The organism is Pantoea hericii, assembly GCF_014155795.1.
Taxonomy (GTDB): domain Bacteria; phylum Pseudomonadota; class Gammaproteobacteria; order Enterobacterales; family Enterobacteriaceae; genus Pantoea; species Pantoea eucalypti.
In genome coordinates this window covers 15,406-31,945 of the sequence record NZ_SCKV01000001.1, presented here as the reverse complement: position 1 = coordinate 31,945, position 16,540 = coordinate 15,406, and the positions used below count along the sequence as shown (strand labels likewise).

Here is a 16,540-nt window from a genome sequence, read left to right as displayed (position 1 = left end):
GTAAGAAAAGGGGGATCAGGAGTAGAAGCTTTGCGCCAGTGAACCGACCAGCAGTTGCCAGCCATCGACCAGAACAAACAGCATCAGTTTAAACGGCAGCGCGATAGACGCTGGCGGGACCATCATCATTCCCAGCGCCATCAGCACACTGGCAACCACAAGATCGATGATCAGGAACGGGATAAACACGGTAAAGCCAATCTGGAACGCCGTCTTCAACTCGCTGGTGACATAGGCGGGCAACAGAATGCGCATCGGCACCGCTTCAGGGCCGGCAATTGGGGCGGTATTCGCCAGACGGGCAAACAGCGCTAAATCGGCTTCGCGGGTCTGACGCAGCATAAATTCGCGCAGTGGCTGGGCGCCTTTATCGATCGCCACATCCATGCTGATCTTGTCCTGACTGAATGGCAGATAAGCGTCCTGATAAATTTTGTCGAACGTCGGCGCCATAATAAAGAAGGTCAGAAACAGCGACAGTCCAAGCAGCACCTGGTTAGGCGGCGCCGAGGGCGTGCCAAGGGCGTTACGCAGTAAGCCAAACACGATGATGATACGGGTGAAACTGGTCATCATCAGCAGCACGGCCGGAATAAAGGTCAGTGCAGTGATAAAAACCAGCGTCTGAACCGGCAGGGACCAGCTCTGACCGCCGTTCGGCAGTGAGTGGCTCACCAGGCCCGGCAGCTGGGCATGGGCAACCGGTGCCAGTAACAGCAGTGGCAGTAAAGGAAGCAGTCGACGCATCATTGTGGTTTTCCGGGACGTTTAACCAGGTTCTGTAACAGCTGACGAAAATCCTGTGGCGCACTGTTCACCGGCGTCACAGTGATCGGTTCACCCGGCGGCAGCGTGTGCAGATGGGTAACCTGCTGTGCGGTGACGCCCAGCACCAGACGGGCATCGGCGGTATCGATAATCACCACCCGCTCACGCTGGCCCACCGATACGCTGGCGGTGAGTTTAAGCTCCTGGCTGCTGACCTTTTTCGGCGCGAAGCCGACACGGCGTGCCAGCCAGGCGCAGGCCAGAATCAATAAGATAATTACGGCTAATACGCTGCTGACCTGAGCCAGCATAGAGCCGGTTGAGATCGCCTGAGCGTGCGGTGCAGCCGGTTGCAGCGTTTGATTCTGGCTATTCATAGTGTGACTCTTAGCGACTCAGACGACGCATACGTTCAGATGGGGTGATGATGTCAGTGATGCGCACGCCATATTTGTCGTTCACCACGACAACTTCACCCTGAGCGATCAGGTAGCCGTTGATCAGAATATCAAGCGGTTCACCTGCCAGGCCATCCAGCGAGACCACCGAACCCTGCGTTAAACGCAGCAGCTCTTTAATGGTCATTTTGGTGCGACCCAGTTCCACGGTGAGTTTCACCGGGATATCCATAATCAGATCGATATCCTGCAGCGATCCAGCAACGTTGCCGCTGTCGAATGATTTGAAGACGTCGTCGGTCTGCGGCGCACTGCTGCTGCCGACCTGCTCATTCATCGCTTCAGCCCACAGATCGTCCGCAGAGATATCGTCAGACGGTTTATTACTGTCAGTCATGGGGCTGTTCCTCGTTCAGCGAATTCAAAATCGGGTTAATCAGGTGTTCGACACGGAGCGCGTACTGACCATTCATCGTGCCATATTGGCTGGTTAAGACCGGGACGCTATCGACATGGGCGATAATGCGTTCCGGCTTCTCAATCGGCAGCACGTCACCGGGTTTCAGCTGCAAAATCCGTGACAGACGCAGTGAGGTTTCGGCAAAGTGCGCAATCAATTCCAGCTCAGAGTGCTGCACCTGTTTGACCAGGTTGTCGCGCCAGTGGTTATCTTCCTGACGAGAGTTTTCGAGCGGTGGGTTCACCAGCAGCTCGCGCAGCGGTTCAATCATTGAAAACGGGATGCAGATATTAAACTCACCCACCAGGTTACCAATCTCCACCTGGAACGGCGTGTTAACCACGATATCGTTCGGTGAAGTGGTGATGTTGGTGAACTTTACCTGCATCTCTGAACGTACATACTCAACGTCCAGTGGATAAATGGCTTTCCATGCGTCGCTGTAACCATCCAGCGCCAGCTTCAGCATGCGGCGAATAACGCGCTGCTCGGTATGGGTAAACTCACGGCCTTCAACTTTCGTCGGAAAACGTCCGTCGCCACCAAACAGGTTGTCGACAGCGATAAACACCAGGCTTGGTGAGAACACCACCAGCGCTGTACCACGCAACGGTTTCAGGTGGATCAGGTTCAGGTTGGTTGGCACCGGCAGATTGCGGGCAAACTCATGATACGGCTGAATCTTGATCGCCCCGACGCTGATATCCGGGCTACGGCGCAGCAGGTTAAACAGCGCCATACGGAAACTACGGGCAAAACGCTCGTTAATAATCTCCAGCGCCTGCAAACGCTCGCGCACCACGCGGCGCTGGGTATTCGGATCGTAAGGACGAATATCGCCTTCCGGTCCGTTTTGTTTCTTTTCTTCTTCCGCGCTGCCACTGTCGCCGTTTAAAAGGGCGTCAATTTCAGCCTGGGAAAGAATGCTATCGCCCATTGATTCACCTCAAAATGAAGGCAGTAAACAGCACGTCGCTTACAGCCTGCGGAGGTTGACCTTTTACCAGCGGGGGTGTCAGCGCCTGTTTGATTTGTTCAACAAGCGCCTGCTTTCCTTGCTCTGTCGCCAGCGTCGCAGCGCTTTGACGCGAGAGCAGCAGCAGCAAACGGCTGCGCACCTCAGGCAGATAGTCATTCAACCGACGCCGGGTATCCTCATCGGCCAGACGCAGGGTAAAGCCTACGTAAAGCACGCGGTCGGGATCGTTGTCGGGATTGACCAGGTTAACCGTAAATGTATCAAGTGCAAAAAAGACCGGAGCGGGAGGCGGTTCAACTTTCGCCACCTCAGGCTTATCGCCCTCATGTTTATTCATCATTCGCCAGACTGCATACCCTGCCGCGCTGCAAGCGGCCAGCGTTACAATGAGCAACACTGGTATTAAGAGTTTACGTTTGCGGCCTTTTGCTTTCGCGTTATCAGACATGGTTGCAGTTACTTCCTGTGAATTATGGGCAAGCCTCTCGGCTCACGGGACAGATTATCCGCGTCTTAAGTCAAACCAATGGGTAGATAAGACGCGGGTTTTACGCTTACCTTCAGCGTTTGCCGCTGTCAGGCGAAAGTATCGACGGCGCTGTTGCCGCTAACACGAGCCTGAAGGGCGGCGGGAACGGCAATCGGCGTAATGTCGGTGTCGCTGTCCTGGGTGAGGGAGAAGCGGCCGTGCTGTCCATCGCGGCGCGCCTCCTGTTGTTGCTGGAATTGCTGGCCCTGCGCGGAACTGTCACTGCTCACCTGGCTCTCGCCCAGGTTAATACCGCTTTCTGCCAGTGCACTGCGCAGCTGCGGTATTGCGGCTTCCAGTGCCGCTCTGACGTGGCTATGGCCGGAAACCAGATTAATTTGTGCCTGGTCGTTATCCAGTTTCAGGCTGATCTGGATAGCGCCAAGGTCTGCCGGATGTAAACGCAATTCCGCGTTCTGCTGGCCGTTACGCGTGAACATCACAATCTGCTGACTCAGCGCCTGTTGCCACTCGTCGCTGCCCAGCTGTGAGTTCAGCGTTGGCGTTGACGGGGTGCTGATGGTCGCGGAGGCGGTCACCGCGGCGGGCAGGCTGCTGGCGGTGGCAACGGGCATCGCGTTGATCGTGCTATCGCTGGTGCTGGCTTTGATCGCTTGATCATCCTGCTTAACCATATTGCTCAGTGCCTGCTGAAAACTGCTATCAAGCGTCAGGCCATTGCCTGTTGCACTCTGCGCAGCGGTGTTGCTCTGGCTGGCGGCAGTCGCGACGGCAGGTTTGCTTTGTGCGTCGCTTCTGACTTCAGCCTTCTCATCGTCACCTGCTTCGTGGCCCGGCTGTGCGCTGCTCAGCAGTTGCGTCAGCGATGTCTGACTTTTCCGGCCGGTGTCGGTCTGGGCAATCAGCTCGCCCGCCTCACTGCTGACCGGGGTCGACGGTGTCGCTGTCGGTGTCACCGCACCGGGTAACATGGCGAACAACGCCTGCACATTTTGCATGTCAGTGGCGCTTAAGGGTGCCACGTCCGGCTTGTCTTTATCATCGGCTGATTTTGACCCAGCTTTAATATTTTCCGGTTTAAACAGGGCGGTCAGCGCAGCAGGATTATCCAGCGCCGCCATCAGTGCATTCAGGGGGGCCTTCGGGCGGGCGTCATCAGTCTTTTCTGCTTTAGCGTCAGCGGATTGCGCCACTTTCCCATGCTGTTTCGCCAGGCCGAGCAGCTGGTTTCCCAGCGCAGTCAGAAAGTCCTTAGGCAGCGCGTCTTCACCCGCTGCAAGATCGGTTGAAACTGATGGTTCCGCGTCGGTTTTAACCGACGCTTTCGTGGCAATATGTGGCAGCGTAATCATTCGCCTCTCCTCGATGCGGCCCGTTGGGCAAATTCGTCCATCCGTTTCTGATCGAGACGGTTTTCCTGTCGTAATGCATTTTCTGCTGCACGCGTTATCAGCGTCTGATAAGCGTTCAGCCGCTGCTGTTTGTCGCGCCAGTTGATCAGCGCCTGTTCCAGCCGCTGATTCCAGTTATTGAGCTGGTTACGATGCTGCTCGATCGCTTTTTCCAGCGTCTGAATAAACTGGTGATAGTTGGTCCAGCGGGTGCTGGCGATACCGGATGACATATCGTCGTTGAGCTTGTTGCGATACTCATCCTGATAGTCGAGCAGCATCGTCAGCTGCTCGTTAGCGGCGTGCTGGCCGCGACGCATATCGCCTAAGTAGATGGCGGCACGTTCGAGATCCTGCTCCGCTAGGTCGCGCAGCGTATCGATGGCATTTGCAGTTTTCATTGCCGTTACCTCGTGTTAATTCGTGTGACTAGCCAAACAGCGCATGCAGATGCAGGCTGGCGTCGTCATAATCGCTGCGCTCAAAGATGCCCTGTTGCAGGAAAGCTTCCATCTGCGGATAGAGCGTGATCGCTTTATCCAGCATCGGATCGCTGCCGGCGGCATAGGCGCCGACGCTGACCAGATCGCGGTTTCGCTGGAAGCTGGAAAGCAACTGCTTAAACTGGCGCACCTGTGCATAGTGGTTCTCATCGATCAGATGCGTCATCGCACGGCTGATCGAGGCTTCAATATCGATGGCCGGATAGTGACCCGCTTCGCCCAGCCGGCGCGACAGCACGATGTGGCCGTCGAGAATGGCGCGCGCAGAGTCCGCAATCGGATCCTGCTGATCGTCGCCTTCGGTCAGTACGGTATAGAAGGCAGTGATCGAGCCGCCGCCGTCGATGCCGTTACCGGCACGCTCAACCAGCGCAGGCAGTTTGGCGAATACGGAAGGCGGATAGCCTTTGGTTGCGGGCGGTTCACCGATTGCCAGGGCGATCTCACGCTGCGCCATGGCGTAGCGGGTCAGGGAATCCATAATCAGCAACACATGCTTGCCGCGGTCGCGAAAATCTTCCGCGATGCGGGTGGCGTAAGCGGCACCCTGCATACGCAGCAGCGGTGACACGTCGGCCGGCGCGGCAATAACCACTGAACGCGCACGGCCTTCAGCACCGAGAATGTTCTCGATAAAATCTTTTACTTCACGGCCACGTTCGCCAATCAGACCGACCACGATCACGTCGGCTTTGGTATAGCGCGCCATCATGCCGAGCAGGACGCTTTTACCCACGCCCGAACCGGCGAACAGGCCCATACGCTGTCCGCGACCGACCGTCAGCAGGGCGTTAATTGCCCGCACGCCGGTATCCAGCACGTCGGTAATCGGCGTACGCTGCAGCGGGTTAAACGGCGGGGTGTTCAGCGGTGCGCGATAGCCGGTATCCGGCGACGGCAGGCCATCCAGCGGTCGACCGCTGCCATCAAGTACGCGGCCCAGCAGTTCCGGGCCCAGCATCATCTGTTTGCCTGCCTGCGGGTTCTCACCGTTCTGGCGCGCATAGACACGCGCACCCGGTAAAATGCCGTCCACTTCTTCCAGTGGCATCATCAGCAGTTTCTGCCCGTTGAATCCCACCACTTCGCTTTCGATTTCACTGATGGTTTTGCCATCGTTGCGTTCGATCACACAGGTTGCACCCAGTGGCAGCTGTAAGCCGGTCGCTTCCAGCACCAGGCCGGTGGCGCGGGTCAGGCGGCCATAACGGCGCACCGGCTGCACCTGGGCGATCCGTTTCTCAAAGGCGTCGAGCGAGCCAAGCCAGCGATTCAGACGGGTGGTCATTAAATTTCTCCAGGTGCAGCAAGACGGCAAAGTTCCTGCCAGCGCGTCGCGACGCTGGCATCCAGATCGCCATCTTCTGCGCTGAGTTTGCAGCCGCCAGGATGCAGGGTGCTGTCAGCGATCAGACGCCAGCCATGCAGATCCAGCGTCGGACCCAGGGTCTGCTCAATACGTTGTAAATCATCCGGGTGAACACGCAGCTGCGGTTTGCCGCTGAACATTGGTTCCTGCTGCAGTAAACCCTGAATCTGGCGCAGCAGGGCGGTGCCATCTACCGTGGTCGCCTGACCAATCACCGAGCGAGCCGCTTCCAGCGCCAGCTGCATCAGACGGGCAGCGATGACGCTGTCCAGGGATTCCAGCGTGTTCTGGAACTCCGTTACCAGTTGCTGCATCCGCGCCTGAAGTGGCGCCTGCTGCTGCTGGGCATCGGCCAGACCCTGCTGAAAACCGGCGTCATAGCCCGCTTTCTGTCCTTCGGTCACACCCTGCTGATAACCTTCGTTGTAACCCTGACTCTGTGCCTCTTTCCGCATCTGCTGCTGCAGACGTTCAAGCTGCTGTTGCTGCTCATCAACGCCATCGCCATCTTCAGCGTCGTAGATTTCTGGCTGCAGCGCCGGTTCAGGCTCATCAAAACGGCCTAAATCATTGGGCTGCCACAGCTGCCAGGGGCGGGCAGAAAATGCATCAGACATACGTTTCCTCGCCACCACCAATCACCATCTCGCCAGATTCGGCCAGGCGGCGAACCACCAGCAGGATTGCTTTCTGTTCGTTTTCCACTGCCGACATCCGAACCGGACCACGGTTGGCCAGATCGTCGCGCAGGATATCGGCCGCACGGGCTGACATGTTTTTGAGGAATTTCTCGCGCAGTGGCTGTTCGGCACCTTTCAGTGCAACCAGCAGCTGCTCGGACTCCACTTCCTGCAACAGACGCTGGATGCTGCGGTCGTCCACGGCCACCAGGTTTTCGAACAGGAACATCTCGTCGATAATTTTCTGTGCGAGTTCGCCATCGAAGTCGCGTACCGCTTCGATAACGGCCTCTTCCTGCTGCGTTTTCATCAGGTTGATGATCTCGGCTGCCGTTCTCACGCCGCCCATCTTCGCGCGCTTGAGGTTGGTGCCATCCAGCAGGCCGTTCAGTACTTCGGTCAGTTCGGCCAGCGCGGCTGGCTGCACACCACCGAATGTCGCGATACGCAGCATCACATCGTGACGCAGACGTTCGTCGAACAGCGCCACGATATCCGCTGCCTGGGCACGCTTGAGGTGCACCAGGATGGTCGCGATAATCTGTGGATGCTCGTCGCGAATAAGGTCGGCGGCGGCCTGCGGTTCCATAAAGTTGAGCGTTTCCATACCGCTGGTGGTTTCGCGCGTTTCGAGAATGTCCTCCAGCAGGCTGGAGGCACGCTCTTCGCCCAGTGCACGTGTCAGCACTGAACGCAGGTATTCGTTAGAGTTAAGGCTCAGTGCCGCGAACTGCTCAGCATCTGCTTCGAACTCACGCAGCACCTCTGTCAGCTGTTTGTGCGACACCTGACGCATATTGGCCATCGCACCACTAAGATGCTGCACCTCGCGCTGATTCAGGTGTTTGAAAACTTCCGCAGCACGCTCTTCACCAATGGTCATCATGAGGATGGCGCTTTTTTCGGTTCCGGTCAGACTCATAGCTCTTTACTCATCCATTCGCGAATTACCAGCGCGACGACGCGCGGATCGTTTTCTGACATGTCGCGGATGCGTTGACTCATCACTTCTGCGCTCATGCGGTTGTTTGACTTACGTTCCTGATCCAGCTCATCTTTGCTGAGCTGCACATTAAAGGCTTCTTCCTGCGGCTGATCAGTAGCGGCACGGGCGGCAACGGCTTCAGCAGCGGCTTTCTCTGCGGCCTGCTTGCGAACCAGATGCGGACGAACCATCTTGCGGTAGAGGACGAAGGCGACCAGAGCAACCAGCAGCCACTTACCGGCATCCATCAGCTGATCAAAGAAGGACTGCTGTTGCCAGAATGGCAAATCAGTGGTCACAGGTTCAGTGGTGTTAAACTGCGAGTTCACCACGTTAATGCTGTCCCCACGGCTCTGGGAGTAGCCCATCGCTTCGCGTGTCAGGTCTTCAATCTGCTTCAGTTGTTGTTCGTTCAGCGCAACGGCTTTGCCTTTATCATCTGCACGGAAGTTCACCACCACCGCAACCGACAGGCGCTGTACGTCGCCGACGTTAACCTTTGTATGACGGATAGTGCGATCCAGCTCGTAGTTCACCGTGTCATCACGACGTGAATTCGTCGGGCCTGAGCTGGCCGGTGCAGTGCTGGTGGTCTGGCTGGCGTTGTTCGCCGCGTTATTCTGACCATTCGCGGCCTGACCGTTGGCTGCATTGTTGTTCGGCGTCGTCACCGGCGCGGTGTTGGCTGGCGCCGGCTGGTTAGAAAGTGCGCCCGGCACGCCGCCCGGATAAGGGCTGCCTGATTGATCGCTGGTGCTGGTCTGACGCGAACGAATCGCTGAGTTCGACGGATTAGCGTTAGGCTGATATTTCTCGTCAGTCTGCTCGGCAGTGTCGAAGTTAATCTGCGCGGTAACCTGCGCATGCACATTGCCCTGGCCAAGAATCGGATTCAGGATTGCTTCAATACGTTGCTGGTAACGCGCTTCAACTTCAGAGGAGTATTTCAGCTGCGCGTCATTCAGATCGCGACCGGCAGAATCAGAACGAGTCAGCAGGCGTCCGGTCTGATCGACCACCGTCACGTTGCCCGGCGGTAAACCGGCGACGCTGCTTGAGACCATGTGGGCAATGGCCTGAATCTGACCTTCGTCCAGCGCACGGCCAGGTTGCAGCGTTAAGGTGACAGAGGCGGAGGGCGCTTTCTGCTCACGCACAAATAAGGTGGGTTTAGGCATCGCCAGATGAACACGGGCACTTTTGACCGGGCCCAGCGATTCGATGGTGCGTGCCAGTTCGCCTTCCAGCGCGCGCTGGTAGTTAACCTGCTCGCTGAACTGGCTGATACCGAACTTCTCTTTATCCAGCAGCTCGAAGCCTACCGAGCCGCCTTTCGGCAGACCCTGCTGAGCCAGACGCAGACGCAGCTCATGCACATTCGCTTCAGGCACCATTAATGCGCCGCCGTTTTCGGCGAAGCGATAGGGAATGTTCATCTGCGTCAGCTGCGTGACGATGGCACCGCCATCCTCATCAGTGAGGTTATTATAAAGGACGCTATAAGATGGCTGTTTCGCCCAGAGCACCATCGCGATCACGATTGCTATGACAGCAGCCGCGGCGATGACTAAAGGAATACGCGGATTTGCGCGCAGGCGAGCTAACAGGTCACCGAAGCCTTTCTTTTCTTGTTCTGTTGTGGCGGCTGTACTCGCATTCATGACCGTTTCCTGCCTGACGTAATTGACCGGGTAAGTTGAGATGGCAAAACAGACTCCCTGACCTGCGTAGATAAAATTTCCACTTCAATGCCAGGCATTATTAGGTGATAAGCAAAATTCGATGGCTGGATAAGGTAGGGTTTTTGATGTTATTTAGCGGCTTTGTCTCATTGACAACGTGCTAACTTTTGCTCACATCAAAAATGTCACCCTCTTTAAAAGGTATCGTTCATGTCCATTCAGGCAATTGACGGCGTACTGCAGCAGCTACAGGCGACCTCACTGCAGGCCAGTAATCGCAGCAGTGAAGCACCCAATCAGATCGATTTCGGCGCGACCATGAAAGCGGCGCTGGATAAGATCAGCGAGACGCAGACTACCGCACGCACCCAGGCGCAGGATTTTGAAATGGGGAAACCCGGCATCGCATTGAATGATGTGATGGTCGATCTGCAGAAATCGTCAATCTCAATGCAGATGGGAATTCAGGTCAGGAACAAACTGGTGTCGGCGTACAGCGAAATCATGAATATGCAGGTTTAGTTATACTGACCTGCGCATTAAATCTTTCTGTTTGCCTTAAGATAAGCAGACTTGAATGTCAGCAATAATGTCAGTCCTTTTGCTAAGCCTATGACCCTGTACTGACGTCAATGCAGGCGTCATTGGCTATACTGTTCATTATTAGTCGTTACGCACCGGGCACCTCACTTTTCGGCGCTATCGACTCATCGCCCATCAGCAGGACGCCAGCACAGTGCTAAAAATAATTATCCTTATCGCATCGTTGATTAGCCTATCAGCTCCCGGCATTGCCGCCATGCAGTGCGGACCCTTTTACCTTAAGCAGGATAAGAGTGGCTGGTTTTCAGTTAATGGTGAACGGGCAAAAACCCAGAAAGTGACGTTTGCCAGAGAGAAGGGTGACTACAGCAACGCAACGGTGAAAATCCGGGTCAAAAATAGCAAAGCGCCGGGAATGGTGGATATGGAGCAGACGAACCGCGATGGCAAAGGGTTGTTAAGGGCAGAAATCGTCCGCTCCAGTCAGAGTCAGATCCGCATTCGGGGTGACTATGATTGCGAGCCAGCTAAGTAAGTTGAGTTATTACTGCAAATGCCCGTGATTATCGCAACTATGGAGTGATGACACCTGGTGCTTTTGGGTCATAGTAAAATGTCGCACTGGTTTGATGATGACTTAACTTTGTCCTTTCAACCCAGGCTACTGTTTCATTATCCTGCACCATGTTAAACCGCTTTTAACCAGTAAGTAGCGGATTATCCTGCTCCAGATTGAATCTCCGGTCCTGTGCCACTCCGGTAAGGCAAGACCATCAAAATAAGCCGTTTTCGTATACAGGCGCAGCCCAACCCGTTCACTATCCATGTCCGCCAGCAGTGTCAGGCTCAGAGCAATAATGATCTTCTTCATCTGCTAAATCATAAGCGTTATTTTGTCGACAACTAACATCGGGAACTCAGTTGTTCCGCTGATTTTCAATCAAAAATTTGCGCTTAATATTGCTAGCGTCGCTAAGTAAATGTAACATCCGGCCTGATAAATAAAGCATCGTATATCTTTTAGCTGCAACAATAATTTATTCTACTGTTACATTGTTAGCCAGCTTACAATAAACACGGAAAGTTTAACGCAGTTAAATACCGCATCTATCAGACGCATATAAATCAGCCTTATAAAAAGGTATGCCGACGTTTGTTAAGTGCCATTAACACCATTGTCCTGATGAAAATTTTCTACTTAAGTGCCTCTGATGACTATGATTTATGACTGTTTTTTATACTACGATGAAGATGTTTTGCTTGAAATGCGTCTGAACACGCTTGAGCATGTTGTTGACCGGTTTGTCATTGTTGAATCGCTTTATACCTTTACGGGTAAACGCCGATGCAAGCTTAATTTTGACATTGAGAAATTCGACCGTTTTCGCGATAAAATTATTTATGTCGTCAACGATATTGCGCCAGTATTTTATCAGCACGCCTTTCAGTCGAATAGCTCTCTGGTTAAGGCGGGCGAGACCGATCCCTGGGAGAATGAATCCACTGCACGGAATCAGATTATGCAAGGTCTGGCTGGCGCGCAGGATGATGATATTATTATTGTGTCAGACGTCGATGAAATTCCCCGACCTGAAGCGATTAAAGCCTTTAGCCATCGTCACCTCTGTACAACATTGCACCAGCAATATTTCAATTTTAAATATAATGTACGTGTATTGAACAATGACGGTACACCGCGTTGTGCCACACTGGCAAAAATGGTGACGTTTAAAACATTACGAACCTTTTTCATGGGACAACCGGAATTACTGCGCAACGTTAAGCGCCGTGGAACACCCATACGCGACAGCTGGTGGCGCTGGAAATGGCTCGGCTTGCGAACGAAAGTCATTAAGGATGGAGGATGGCATTTTTCATGGGTGATGAGCGATGAACGCATAAGTGAAAAAATGGCGTCGATTTCACATACCGAACATAACTGTCCTGAATTCAATAACCCGGATCATATCCGGCGCTGCGTTGAGAACAACATTGATATCTGGAATCGCCCAAGAAGAATGGAAATATTGCCGATTACCGCTGAACATTTTCCTGAGTGGCTGGTTACACATCAGCATCAGCTGACTGATTTTATTAAATCCTGATGCTGACCAGCGCGCCCACCGGGCGCGCCTCTCGTCCTTCAGGTTGCTTTGTAGGGATCTTTTTTATCATCCTGACTGTCATCATTTTTCCGCGGCACTTCACCATGGTCTTTTGGTGCATCGGTGGCGGGATGATCATCTTCCTCATACGCATTACCGGCGTTAGGTGCTGCTTCGGGCAGGCCTTTGCTGACATCACCTTCTTTCTTACGTTCTTCATTCGTATTGTGCTTAAACATAATTCACTCCTGTTGTCCCAGTCGTTTAAGTCTAGACCAGCCCTGAGATCCCGCATTAGCATGGAATTAAAGGCAAAAAAAAGCCCGCCAGAAGCGGGCTAATCGGAGTTTCTCTCATACTGAACATGTTATCTTTTGATGTTTTGGTGTACAGCAGCTCAATGCTAACGGGAAATGCCTGATGCAGAAATGGACAAACTTGCCATATCGCTTGCGACAGGTCACATTCCAGGTCGATAAAAACATCGATAAATAAATTCGATTGAACTGATTAATGAAAAGCATATAGTGGCCTCCGTTACCAGGAGATAGAAAATATGTTACGAGACCATTTAAAGATTGAAGCAGAAGATCAGTTAATTGAACAACGCTCCCTAAGCCTGAGAAATCGTGGTCAGGAAGAGGTGACCGAGTGGATTATCGTTAATCGTCAGGGCGTTAAAAAAGGCGGTGTCACACTGTTCGATAAACTCAGTACCCGCCGCTCATGGCCAGTGAACTACCGCATTATGCAGACCGATCTGCAGGGCAATGTGGTCGTGGATCAACTCACCGACGCCCTGTAGTTACCAGACCCGGACGCTGTGCACTGTTGTACGATAAAAAATTAACCCGCATTGGCGGGTTTTTTTATGACTGCCGGTAGCGGCGCAGTTCCACCACCGTACCAATTAGCTTCAGGTTCTCCCGACTGGAATGCAATTCAGGAAAGTTGATGTTAATGGGGGCCAGCTCAAACTGCGTAACGCCACCTTCACTACTACGTTGCCGCCAGGTACGGATCAGAGCAATCTGCTGCTGTAATGCCAGCACGCTATCGCCAGGCTGGGGTGAAACTTGCGGATCGATGATCACCACATCATCCCGCACAATCGCGGGCATCATTGCCTGTTCTTCTACACGAAAGGCAAAGCTCTGTTGTGAAAGCGCCATATCGTTGTGCATCAGCAATTCGTGTCTGACTGAACTGTCATCCGTCAGCCATCGTGTCACATCACGCTGATTAAGCAGCGGAATCTGGTGAAGACCGCCATAAGCACTTTCGCTGAAAACAGGGCCATCCCCATCTATCAGAAAAGCCGGGGCACAACCCAGCGCTTCGGCGAGCCGTAGCAGATTCTCACCGCGCGGAAGCGTCTCCTCTTTTTCCCATTGCGAAATCGCTACATGGGACACTTTTACCTGTTGTGCCAATTGCTTCTGCGTTAATTGCAGTGATTTCCGTCGGAGGCGGATTCGGTCACCCAGCGTTTCGTTTTTCATAAGCTTGACATATTGGTTGAAAGTGATTTAAGTATACTTAAGCATGGTATTTAAGTAAAATTAAATTTCAAGCGGAGGACGTGGCTTTTCAGCACGCAATATGTTCCAGCGACCTAACCGGAAAAAGGGGTATGGCATGGAAAGTAGTCTGATTACCAGTATGGGAGCGTTAGTTCTGGGTGGAGGCGCAGCAGCACTGTTCTGGAAACCGTTATTGGCGGGTATCGCGTCAATCGTAACCAGTAACCGAGCGGGCGGCGAAATTATTACCAGCTACAAAGAGCAGGTGGTGTTGCTGAAAGAGAGCAACCTGCTGATACGGGAGGAAAACGATGAATTACGCGAACGGCACGACAGGAATTTGCGGCGAATCTCGACACTCGAAACCGATCTTCGGTTAATCAAGAATGCGGTAGGGATTTTGCTAGCAATGACCGAAACCGATCAAAACGACAAATTTCGTAATGAAGTTGATCGGCTTATCTCAACTCTGGAGGATCGCAGCAATGGCAATGATTGATAATACCAGGGCTCCAATATCATACAGGCGTAAAGTTATCCTCGGCTGCATTCTTCTCAGTTGTTCGATGATTTGCATCCTGATGACGATTATTTTTCTTTATGTCAGTAATACCGCAAACAAACGAGTCGAGGAGATTAGGGCGGATTACCGGGCAATAGCGGCACTACGTGATGAAAGGGTCGAGGTGCTGACGGAAAAGGTCACAGCATTACAACATAAGCTTGATGTGATACCGGATCGTACCGCTGATAAAACACTGAGTAGAGTGAAAGAGGTCGTTTCTGAAGACAACCAGACGTCCGCAAAACCGGGCCAGACACCGTAACTTCCGATTATTCTTAGTGCGGCTTCGCTATTATCGACTAGTTTTAAATCTCCGGGCAACATTTTGTACCTGAATGCAGGCCCGATGATTGGCCGGTCGATGAACCGCTAAGCCTAACCACTTTGGATAACTGACCAGAAGGAAATTTAGCATGAGCGATTCAACAGAAACCAAGACCAAAACTGACTATCTGCGTGATGTGACGTCTCAGCTAAAAGAGATGCGCCACTATGCGCAGACCAACACCGAAACGCTGTCCAGCCATTGGTTAGCGTTTGACGCCGGTGAATACAAAGATAAGACGAACGCCGACCGAATCGATGCATTGCTGAATAAGCAGGGCAAGCTGTTGGAAGATTTGGATGCCGCCATTCAGGACATCGAGATTGAAATTAATCACAGCGAGCAGGAGAGCTAAGTCATCTCCCGCTAACTGATGCGGTGGCCGTTAAAGGATTAATCGGCCACCAGCCACATCTCCGCTTCGTCGAACATCTCTTCAACAATCCGCGCAACCGTCGCTTTATCGTTCTTACTCAAATCAGTATCAATCGCGTTACGTTCCATCGGCTTGACCTTAACTTCAATGTCAGGAAACACCCGATGCACCCGCTTTTCCAGCTCCTCACGAATCATCTCGCGGGCACCCGGTAAACCGGCAACGTTGCGCTTGTCATAAATCAACTCAACAAACATGATGGCAATCCATTCAGGGCAAAATCGCTGACATATAATACTGTAAATAAAAACAGTGGCAAGGCATGGCGCGTGATTTCGCGTAAATTTTTATGTCGTGTAAAACACGATCTTCAACTGGAAAAATGCGCACGCATCACGACATAATGACGGCTTACTTTTCAGGAGGTCCGCGATGCGACAACTGGTAATAGATATTCTGCTAAAACTGGCAAAGATGGATGTCGATGCAAAAGAGTTGACGGCGCAGCTTGAAGCGCAGTCCCTGCTGGTTGCAGCGCTGCTGGTGCAGGCGAAACAGGACAACTCGCTGACCATTTCAGAAACGGTGCAGGATGCCATCATTACCGCTTCGCAATCGTCGACCGGGTTTCTGCAATCGGATGTTGATCTGCTGCTGACGCACATTAATCGTCTGCTGGCTGTGGCAAGTTATGTTGAAGTGAAGGGTAAAGCGACGGAAGAGAGAGAGTAGGGCAGGAAAAATTCGCCTCTGGAGATGGATATTTATCAACATCTTCAGAGGCAGTGCAGGCGCAGGCGTCGTTCAGGGATGGTCATGATCCGAGTCCTGCGGAAAAGTGACTACTCTCTTAACCGGGTACACATTCTTCAGCTACTTTCATGCTGGCAGGCGTTGTGCTTTACCGGCCTCTTCTCTGCAGCGCGTATTAAAGTTCGTTTTTAATGCAAAACTCTTCCCAGCTCATACCCAATGATTCAGCGTGAGATTTGAGATAAGTCTCGATCGCTTCAGCCGCCACCGCTTTATCTGGCTCAGCGAGCTGAATGGAGAAGATCATTCCATCCAGATTCTTCTGGCGCAAAAAGGCCGCATAGATACGTTCGGCATGCCATTCGCGCAATTGGCGCAATGACAGGTTGGCGGCGCGGGCATCGCTTTCAGTTAATTCGTCAAGTGCGGATTGAAAGTCTGGATGCGCGGTAAAAAACATCTCGCGTGCCTGGGCATAGTAAGCTTCTGGCGTTTTCATATTCATATTCCTGAAAGTCTATTGCAGCGCGTCAGTGTAGCGGGTTGTCTCCTGCTTGTCAGGCGTGGCAAAGATAAGAGATGAACCTGCTTCGCCAACAATTTTCCGGTTAAAATGCTTTATGCAGACCTCACTACGGGTTTCGT

23 protein-coding genes are annotated in these 16,540 nt (G+C 52.9%); 8 read left to right on the top strand and 15 right to left on the bottom strand.

The features are described 5' to 3' along the window. Positions 1 to 15 precede the first annotated feature (15 nt). The 11 genes from fliP to fliF all read right to left on the bottom strand — a co-directional run bounded on the left by fliP (position 16) and on the right by fliF (position 9,684). Positions 16 to 747 (bottom strand): flagellar type III secretion system pore protein FliP, encoded by a 732-nt coding sequence (gene fliP, locus H7K52_RS00190; RefSeq protein WP_031593200.1) that lies wholly within the window; start codon positions 745 to 747, stop codon positions 16 to 18. Next, positions 747 to 1,145, bottom strand: a complete 399-nt coding sequence (fliO, locus tag H7K52_RS00185; RefSeq protein WP_182629481.1) for a flagellar biosynthetic protein FliO — start codon at positions 1,143 to 1,145, stop codon at positions 747 to 749. The genes fliP and fliO overlap by 1 nt, the downstream gene beginning before the upstream one ends. A 10-nt stretch (positions 1,146 to 1,155) precedes the next feature. Continuing rightward, complete coding sequence (gene fliN, locus H7K52_RS00180; protein WP_003854471.1) at positions 1,156 to 1,563, bottom strand: flagellar motor switch protein FliN; 408 nt, start codon at positions 1,561 to 1,563, stop codon at positions 1,156 to 1,158. Next, positions 1,556 to 2,563: a flagellar motor switch protein FliM gene (gene fliM, locus H7K52_RS00175; RefSeq protein ID WP_003854473.1), complete on the bottom strand. Its 1,008-nt coding sequence runs from the start codon at positions 2,561 to 2,563 to the stop codon at positions 1,556 to 1,558. The genes fliN and fliM overlap by 8 nt, the downstream gene beginning before the upstream one ends. Before the next feature lie 4 nt (positions 2,564 to 2,567). Then, positions 2,568 to 3,053 carry a flagellar basal body-associated protein FliL gene (gene fliL / locus H7K52_RS00170; protein ID WP_003854474.1) on the bottom strand — a complete coding sequence of 162 codons (486 nt, stop codon included), beginning with the start codon at positions 3,051 to 3,053 and terminating at the stop codon, positions 2,568 to 2,570. Positions 3,054 to 3,181: 128 nt separating this feature from the next. Next, positions 3,182 to 4,447: a flagellar hook-length control protein FliK gene (locus H7K52_RS00165; RefSeq protein ID WP_182629480.1), complete on the bottom strand. Its 1,266-nt coding sequence runs from the start codon at positions 4,445 to 4,447 to the stop codon at positions 3,182 to 3,184. After that, positions 4,444 to 4,887, bottom strand: a complete 444-nt coding sequence (gene fliJ / locus H7K52_RS00160; RefSeq protein ID WP_003854478.1) for a flagellar export protein FliJ — start codon at positions 4,885 to 4,887, stop codon at positions 4,444 to 4,446. Before fliJ ends, H7K52_RS00165 begins: the two co-directional genes overlap by 4 nt. Before the next feature lie 28 nt (positions 4,888 to 4,915). Beyond that, complete coding sequence (gene fliI / locus H7K52_RS00155; protein WP_003854480.1) at positions 4,916 to 6,277, bottom strand: flagellar protein export ATPase FliI; 1,362 nt, start codon at positions 6,275 to 6,277, stop codon at positions 4,916 to 4,918. After that, positions 6,277 to 6,975 carry a flagellar assembly protein FliH gene (gene fliH / locus H7K52_RS00150; protein ID WP_039659975.1) on the bottom strand — a complete coding sequence of 233 codons (699 nt, stop codon included), beginning with the start codon at positions 6,973 to 6,975 and terminating at the stop codon, positions 6,277 to 6,279. The genes fliI and fliH overlap by 1 nt, the downstream gene beginning before the upstream one ends. Beyond that, positions 6,968 to 7,960, bottom strand: coding sequence for a flagellar motor switch protein FliG (gene fliG / locus H7K52_RS00145; RefSeq protein ID WP_003854483.1), 993 nt, complete (start codon positions 7,958 to 7,960; stop codon positions 6,968 to 6,970). The genes fliH and fliG overlap by 8 nt, the downstream gene beginning before the upstream one ends. Next, positions 7,957 to 9,684, bottom strand: a complete 1,728-nt coding sequence (fliF, locus tag H7K52_RS00140; RefSeq protein WP_008926873.1) for a flagellar basal-body MS-ring/collar protein FliF — start codon at positions 9,682 to 9,684, stop codon at positions 7,957 to 7,959. The genes fliG and fliF overlap by 4 nt, the downstream gene beginning before the upstream one ends. 231 nt (positions 9,685 to 9,915) lie before the next feature. Here fliF and fliE point away from each other — a divergent pair, with 231 nt between their 5' ends. The 3 genes from fliE to H7K52_RS00125 all read left to right on the top strand — a co-directional run bounded on the left by fliE (position 9,916) and on the right by H7K52_RS00125 (position 12,353). Beyond that, on the top strand, positions 9,916 to 10,227 hold the full coding sequence (gene fliE / locus H7K52_RS00135; RefSeq protein WP_003854485.1) for a flagellar hook-basal body complex protein FliE: 312 nt from the start codon (positions 9,916 to 9,918) through the stop codon (positions 10,225 to 10,227). 277 nt (positions 10,228 to 10,504) lie between these two features. Then, positions 10,505 to 10,783: a hypothetical protein gene (locus H7K52_RS00130; RefSeq protein ID WP_259400556.1), complete on the top strand. Its 279-nt coding sequence runs from the start codon at positions 10,505 to 10,507 to the stop codon at positions 10,781 to 10,783. A 682-nt stretch (positions 10,784 to 11,465) separates the two neighbouring features. Then, the gene (locus H7K52_RS00125) at positions 11,466 to 12,353 is read left to right on the top strand and encodes a glycosyltransferase family 17 protein (RefSeq protein WP_182629701.1); all 888 of its coding nucleotides are present in this window, start codon (positions 11,466 to 11,468) and stop codon (positions 12,351 to 12,353) included. A gap of 38 nt (positions 12,354 to 12,391) precedes the next feature. Here H7K52_RS00125 and H7K52_RS00120 read toward each other — a convergent pair whose 3' ends face one another. Next, entirely contained in the window at positions 12,392 to 12,592 is a 201-nt protein-coding gene (locus tag H7K52_RS00120) for a hypothetical protein (RefSeq protein WP_003854493.1), read from the bottom strand. Between the two features lie 317 nt (positions 12,593 to 12,909). Between H7K52_RS00120 and H7K52_RS00115 the strand changes: the two genes are divergently transcribed. Continuing rightward, the gene (locus H7K52_RS00115) at positions 12,910 to 13,158 is read left to right on the top strand and encodes a hypothetical protein (RefSeq protein ID WP_039659986.1); all 249 of its coding nucleotides are present in this window, start codon (positions 12,910 to 12,912) and stop codon (positions 13,156 to 13,158) included. Positions 13,159 to 13,222: 64 nt separating this feature from the next. Here the strand turns inward: H7K52_RS00115 and H7K52_RS00110 are convergent, their stop codons facing one another. Beyond that, positions 13,223 to 13,855: a helix-turn-helix domain-containing protein gene (locus tag H7K52_RS00110; RefSeq protein WP_008926861.1), complete on the bottom strand. Its 633-nt coding sequence runs from the start codon at positions 13,853 to 13,855 to the stop codon at positions 13,223 to 13,225. A gap of 136 nt (positions 13,856 to 13,991) precedes the next feature. On the opposite strand from H7K52_RS00110, the gene H7K52_RS00105 reads away from it, so the two are divergent. The 3 genes from H7K52_RS00105 (at position 13,992) to H7K52_RS00095 (ending at position 15,121) form a co-directional block, all read left to right on the top strand. Continuing rightward, the gene (locus H7K52_RS00105) at positions 13,992 to 14,375 is read left to right on the top strand and encodes a hypothetical protein (RefSeq protein ID WP_008926860.1); all 384 of its coding nucleotides are present in this window, start codon (positions 13,992 to 13,994) and stop codon (positions 14,373 to 14,375) included. After that, positions 14,362 to 14,703, top strand: coding sequence for a hypothetical protein (locus tag H7K52_RS00100; protein WP_182629478.1), 342 nt, complete (start codon positions 14,362 to 14,364; stop codon positions 14,701 to 14,703). Before H7K52_RS00105 ends, H7K52_RS00100 begins: the two co-directional genes overlap by 14 nt. A gap of 151 nt (positions 14,704 to 14,854) precedes the next feature. Further along, the gene (locus H7K52_RS00095) at positions 14,855 to 15,121 is read left to right on the top strand and encodes a hypothetical protein (RefSeq protein WP_003854505.1); all 267 of its coding nucleotides are present in this window, start codon (positions 14,855 to 14,857) and stop codon (positions 15,119 to 15,121) included. A gap of 38 nt (positions 15,122 to 15,159) precedes the next feature. Here the strand turns inward: H7K52_RS00095 and H7K52_RS00090 are convergent, their stop codons facing one another. Then, entirely contained in the window at positions 15,160 to 15,399 is a 240-nt protein-coding gene (locus H7K52_RS00090; RefSeq protein ID WP_003854508.1) for a DinI-like family protein, read from the bottom strand. Between the two features lie 175 nt (positions 15,400 to 15,574). Here H7K52_RS00090 and iraP point away from each other — a divergent pair, with 175 nt between their 5' ends. Continuing rightward, positions 15,575 to 15,874: an anti-adapter protein IraP gene (gene iraP / locus H7K52_RS00085; protein WP_003854510.1), complete on the top strand. Its 300-nt coding sequence runs from the start codon at positions 15,575 to 15,577 to the stop codon at positions 15,872 to 15,874. A 196-nt stretch (positions 15,875 to 16,070) separates the two neighbouring features. Here iraP and H7K52_RS00080 read toward each other — a convergent pair whose 3' ends face one another. Beyond that, on the bottom strand, positions 16,071 to 16,394 hold the full coding sequence (locus tag H7K52_RS00080; RefSeq protein WP_008926858.1) for a DUF6388 family protein: 324 nt from the start codon (positions 16,392 to 16,394) through the stop codon (positions 16,071 to 16,073). Between the last annotated feature and the right edge of the window lie 146 nt (positions 16,395 to 16,540).

What these genes read in the sequence shown, in the direction of transcription:
- fliP (WP_031593200.1), bottom strand. Translation starts at nt 747, where the DNA reads ATGCGTCGACTGCTTCCTTTACTGCCACTGCTGTTACTGGCACCGGTT.
- fliO (WP_182629481.1), bottom strand. Translation starts at nt 1,145, where the DNA reads ATGAATAGCCAGAATCAAACGCTGCAACCGGCTGCACCGCACGCTCAG.
- fliN (WP_003854471.1), bottom strand. Translation starts at nt 1,563, where the DNA reads ATGACTGACAGTAATAAACCGTCTGACGATATCTCTGCGGACGATCTG.
- fliM (WP_003854473.1), bottom strand. Translation starts at nt 2,563, where the DNA reads ATGGGCGATAGCATTCTTTCCCAGGCTGAAATTGACGCCCTTTTAAAC.
- fliL (WP_003854474.1), bottom strand. Translation starts at nt 3,053, where the DNA reads ATGTCTGATAACGCGAAAGCAAAAGGCCGCAAACGTAAACTCTTAATA.
- H7K52_RS00165 (WP_182629480.1), bottom strand. Translation starts at nt 4,447, where the DNA reads ATGATTACGCTGCCACATATTGCCACGAAAGCGTCGGTTAAAACCGAC.
- fliJ (WP_003854478.1), bottom strand. Translation starts at nt 4,887, where the DNA reads ATGAAAACTGCAAATGCCATCGATACGCTGCGCGACCTAGCGGAGCAG.
- fliI (WP_003854480.1), bottom strand. Translation starts at nt 6,277, where the DNA reads ATGACCACCCGTCTGAATCGCTGGCTTGGCTCGCTCGACGCCTTTGAG.
- fliH (WP_039659975.1), bottom strand. Translation starts at nt 6,975, where the DNA reads ATGTCTGATGCATTTTCTGCCCGCCCCTGGCAGCTGTGGCAGCCCAAT.
- fliG (WP_003854483.1), bottom strand. Translation starts at nt 7,960, where the DNA reads ATGAGTCTGACCGGAACCGAAAAAAGCGCCATCCTCATGATGACCATT.
- fliF (WP_008926873.1), bottom strand. Translation starts at nt 9,684, where the DNA reads ATGAATGCGAGTACAGCCGCCACAACAGAACAAGAAAAGAAAGGCTTC.
- fliE (WP_003854485.1), top strand. Translation starts at nt 9,916, where the DNA reads ATGTCCATTCAGGCAATTGACGGCGTACTGCAGCAGCTACAGGCGACC.
- H7K52_RS00130 (WP_259400556.1), top strand. Translation starts at nt 10,505, where the DNA reads ATGCAGTGCGGACCCTTTTACCTTAAGCAGGATAAGAGTGGCTGGTTT.
- H7K52_RS00125 (WP_182629701.1), top strand. Translation starts at nt 11,466, where the DNA reads ATGATTTATGACTGTTTTTTATACTACGATGAAGATGTTTTGCTTGAA.
- H7K52_RS00120 (WP_003854493.1), bottom strand. Translation starts at nt 12,592, where the DNA reads ATGTTTAAGCACAATACGAATGAAGAACGTAAGAAAGAAGGTGATGTC.
- H7K52_RS00115 (WP_039659986.1), top strand. Translation starts at nt 12,910, where the DNA reads ATGTTACGAGACCATTTAAAGATTGAAGCAGAAGATCAGTTAATTGAA.
- H7K52_RS00110 (WP_008926861.1), bottom strand. Translation starts at nt 13,855, where the DNA reads ATGAAAAACGAAACGCTGGGTGACCGAATCCGCCTCCGACGGAAATCA.
- H7K52_RS00105 (WP_008926860.1), top strand. Translation starts at nt 13,992, where the DNA reads ATGGAAAGTAGTCTGATTACCAGTATGGGAGCGTTAGTTCTGGGTGGA.
- H7K52_RS00100 (WP_182629478.1), top strand. Translation starts at nt 14,362, where the DNA reads ATGGCAATGATTGATAATACCAGGGCTCCAATATCATACAGGCGTAAA.
- H7K52_RS00095 (WP_003854505.1), top strand. Translation starts at nt 14,855, where the DNA reads ATGAGCGATTCAACAGAAACCAAGACCAAAACTGACTATCTGCGTGAT.
- H7K52_RS00090 (WP_003854508.1), bottom strand. Translation starts at nt 15,399, where the DNA reads ATGTTTGTTGAGTTGATTTATGACAAGCGCAACGTTGCCGGTTTACCG.
- iraP (WP_003854510.1), top strand. Translation starts at nt 15,575, where the DNA reads ATGCGACAACTGGTAATAGATATTCTGCTAAAACTGGCAAAGATGGAT.
- H7K52_RS00080 (WP_008926858.1), bottom strand. Translation starts at nt 16,394, where the DNA reads ATGAAAACGCCAGAAGCTTACTATGCCCAGGCACGCGAGATGTTTTTT.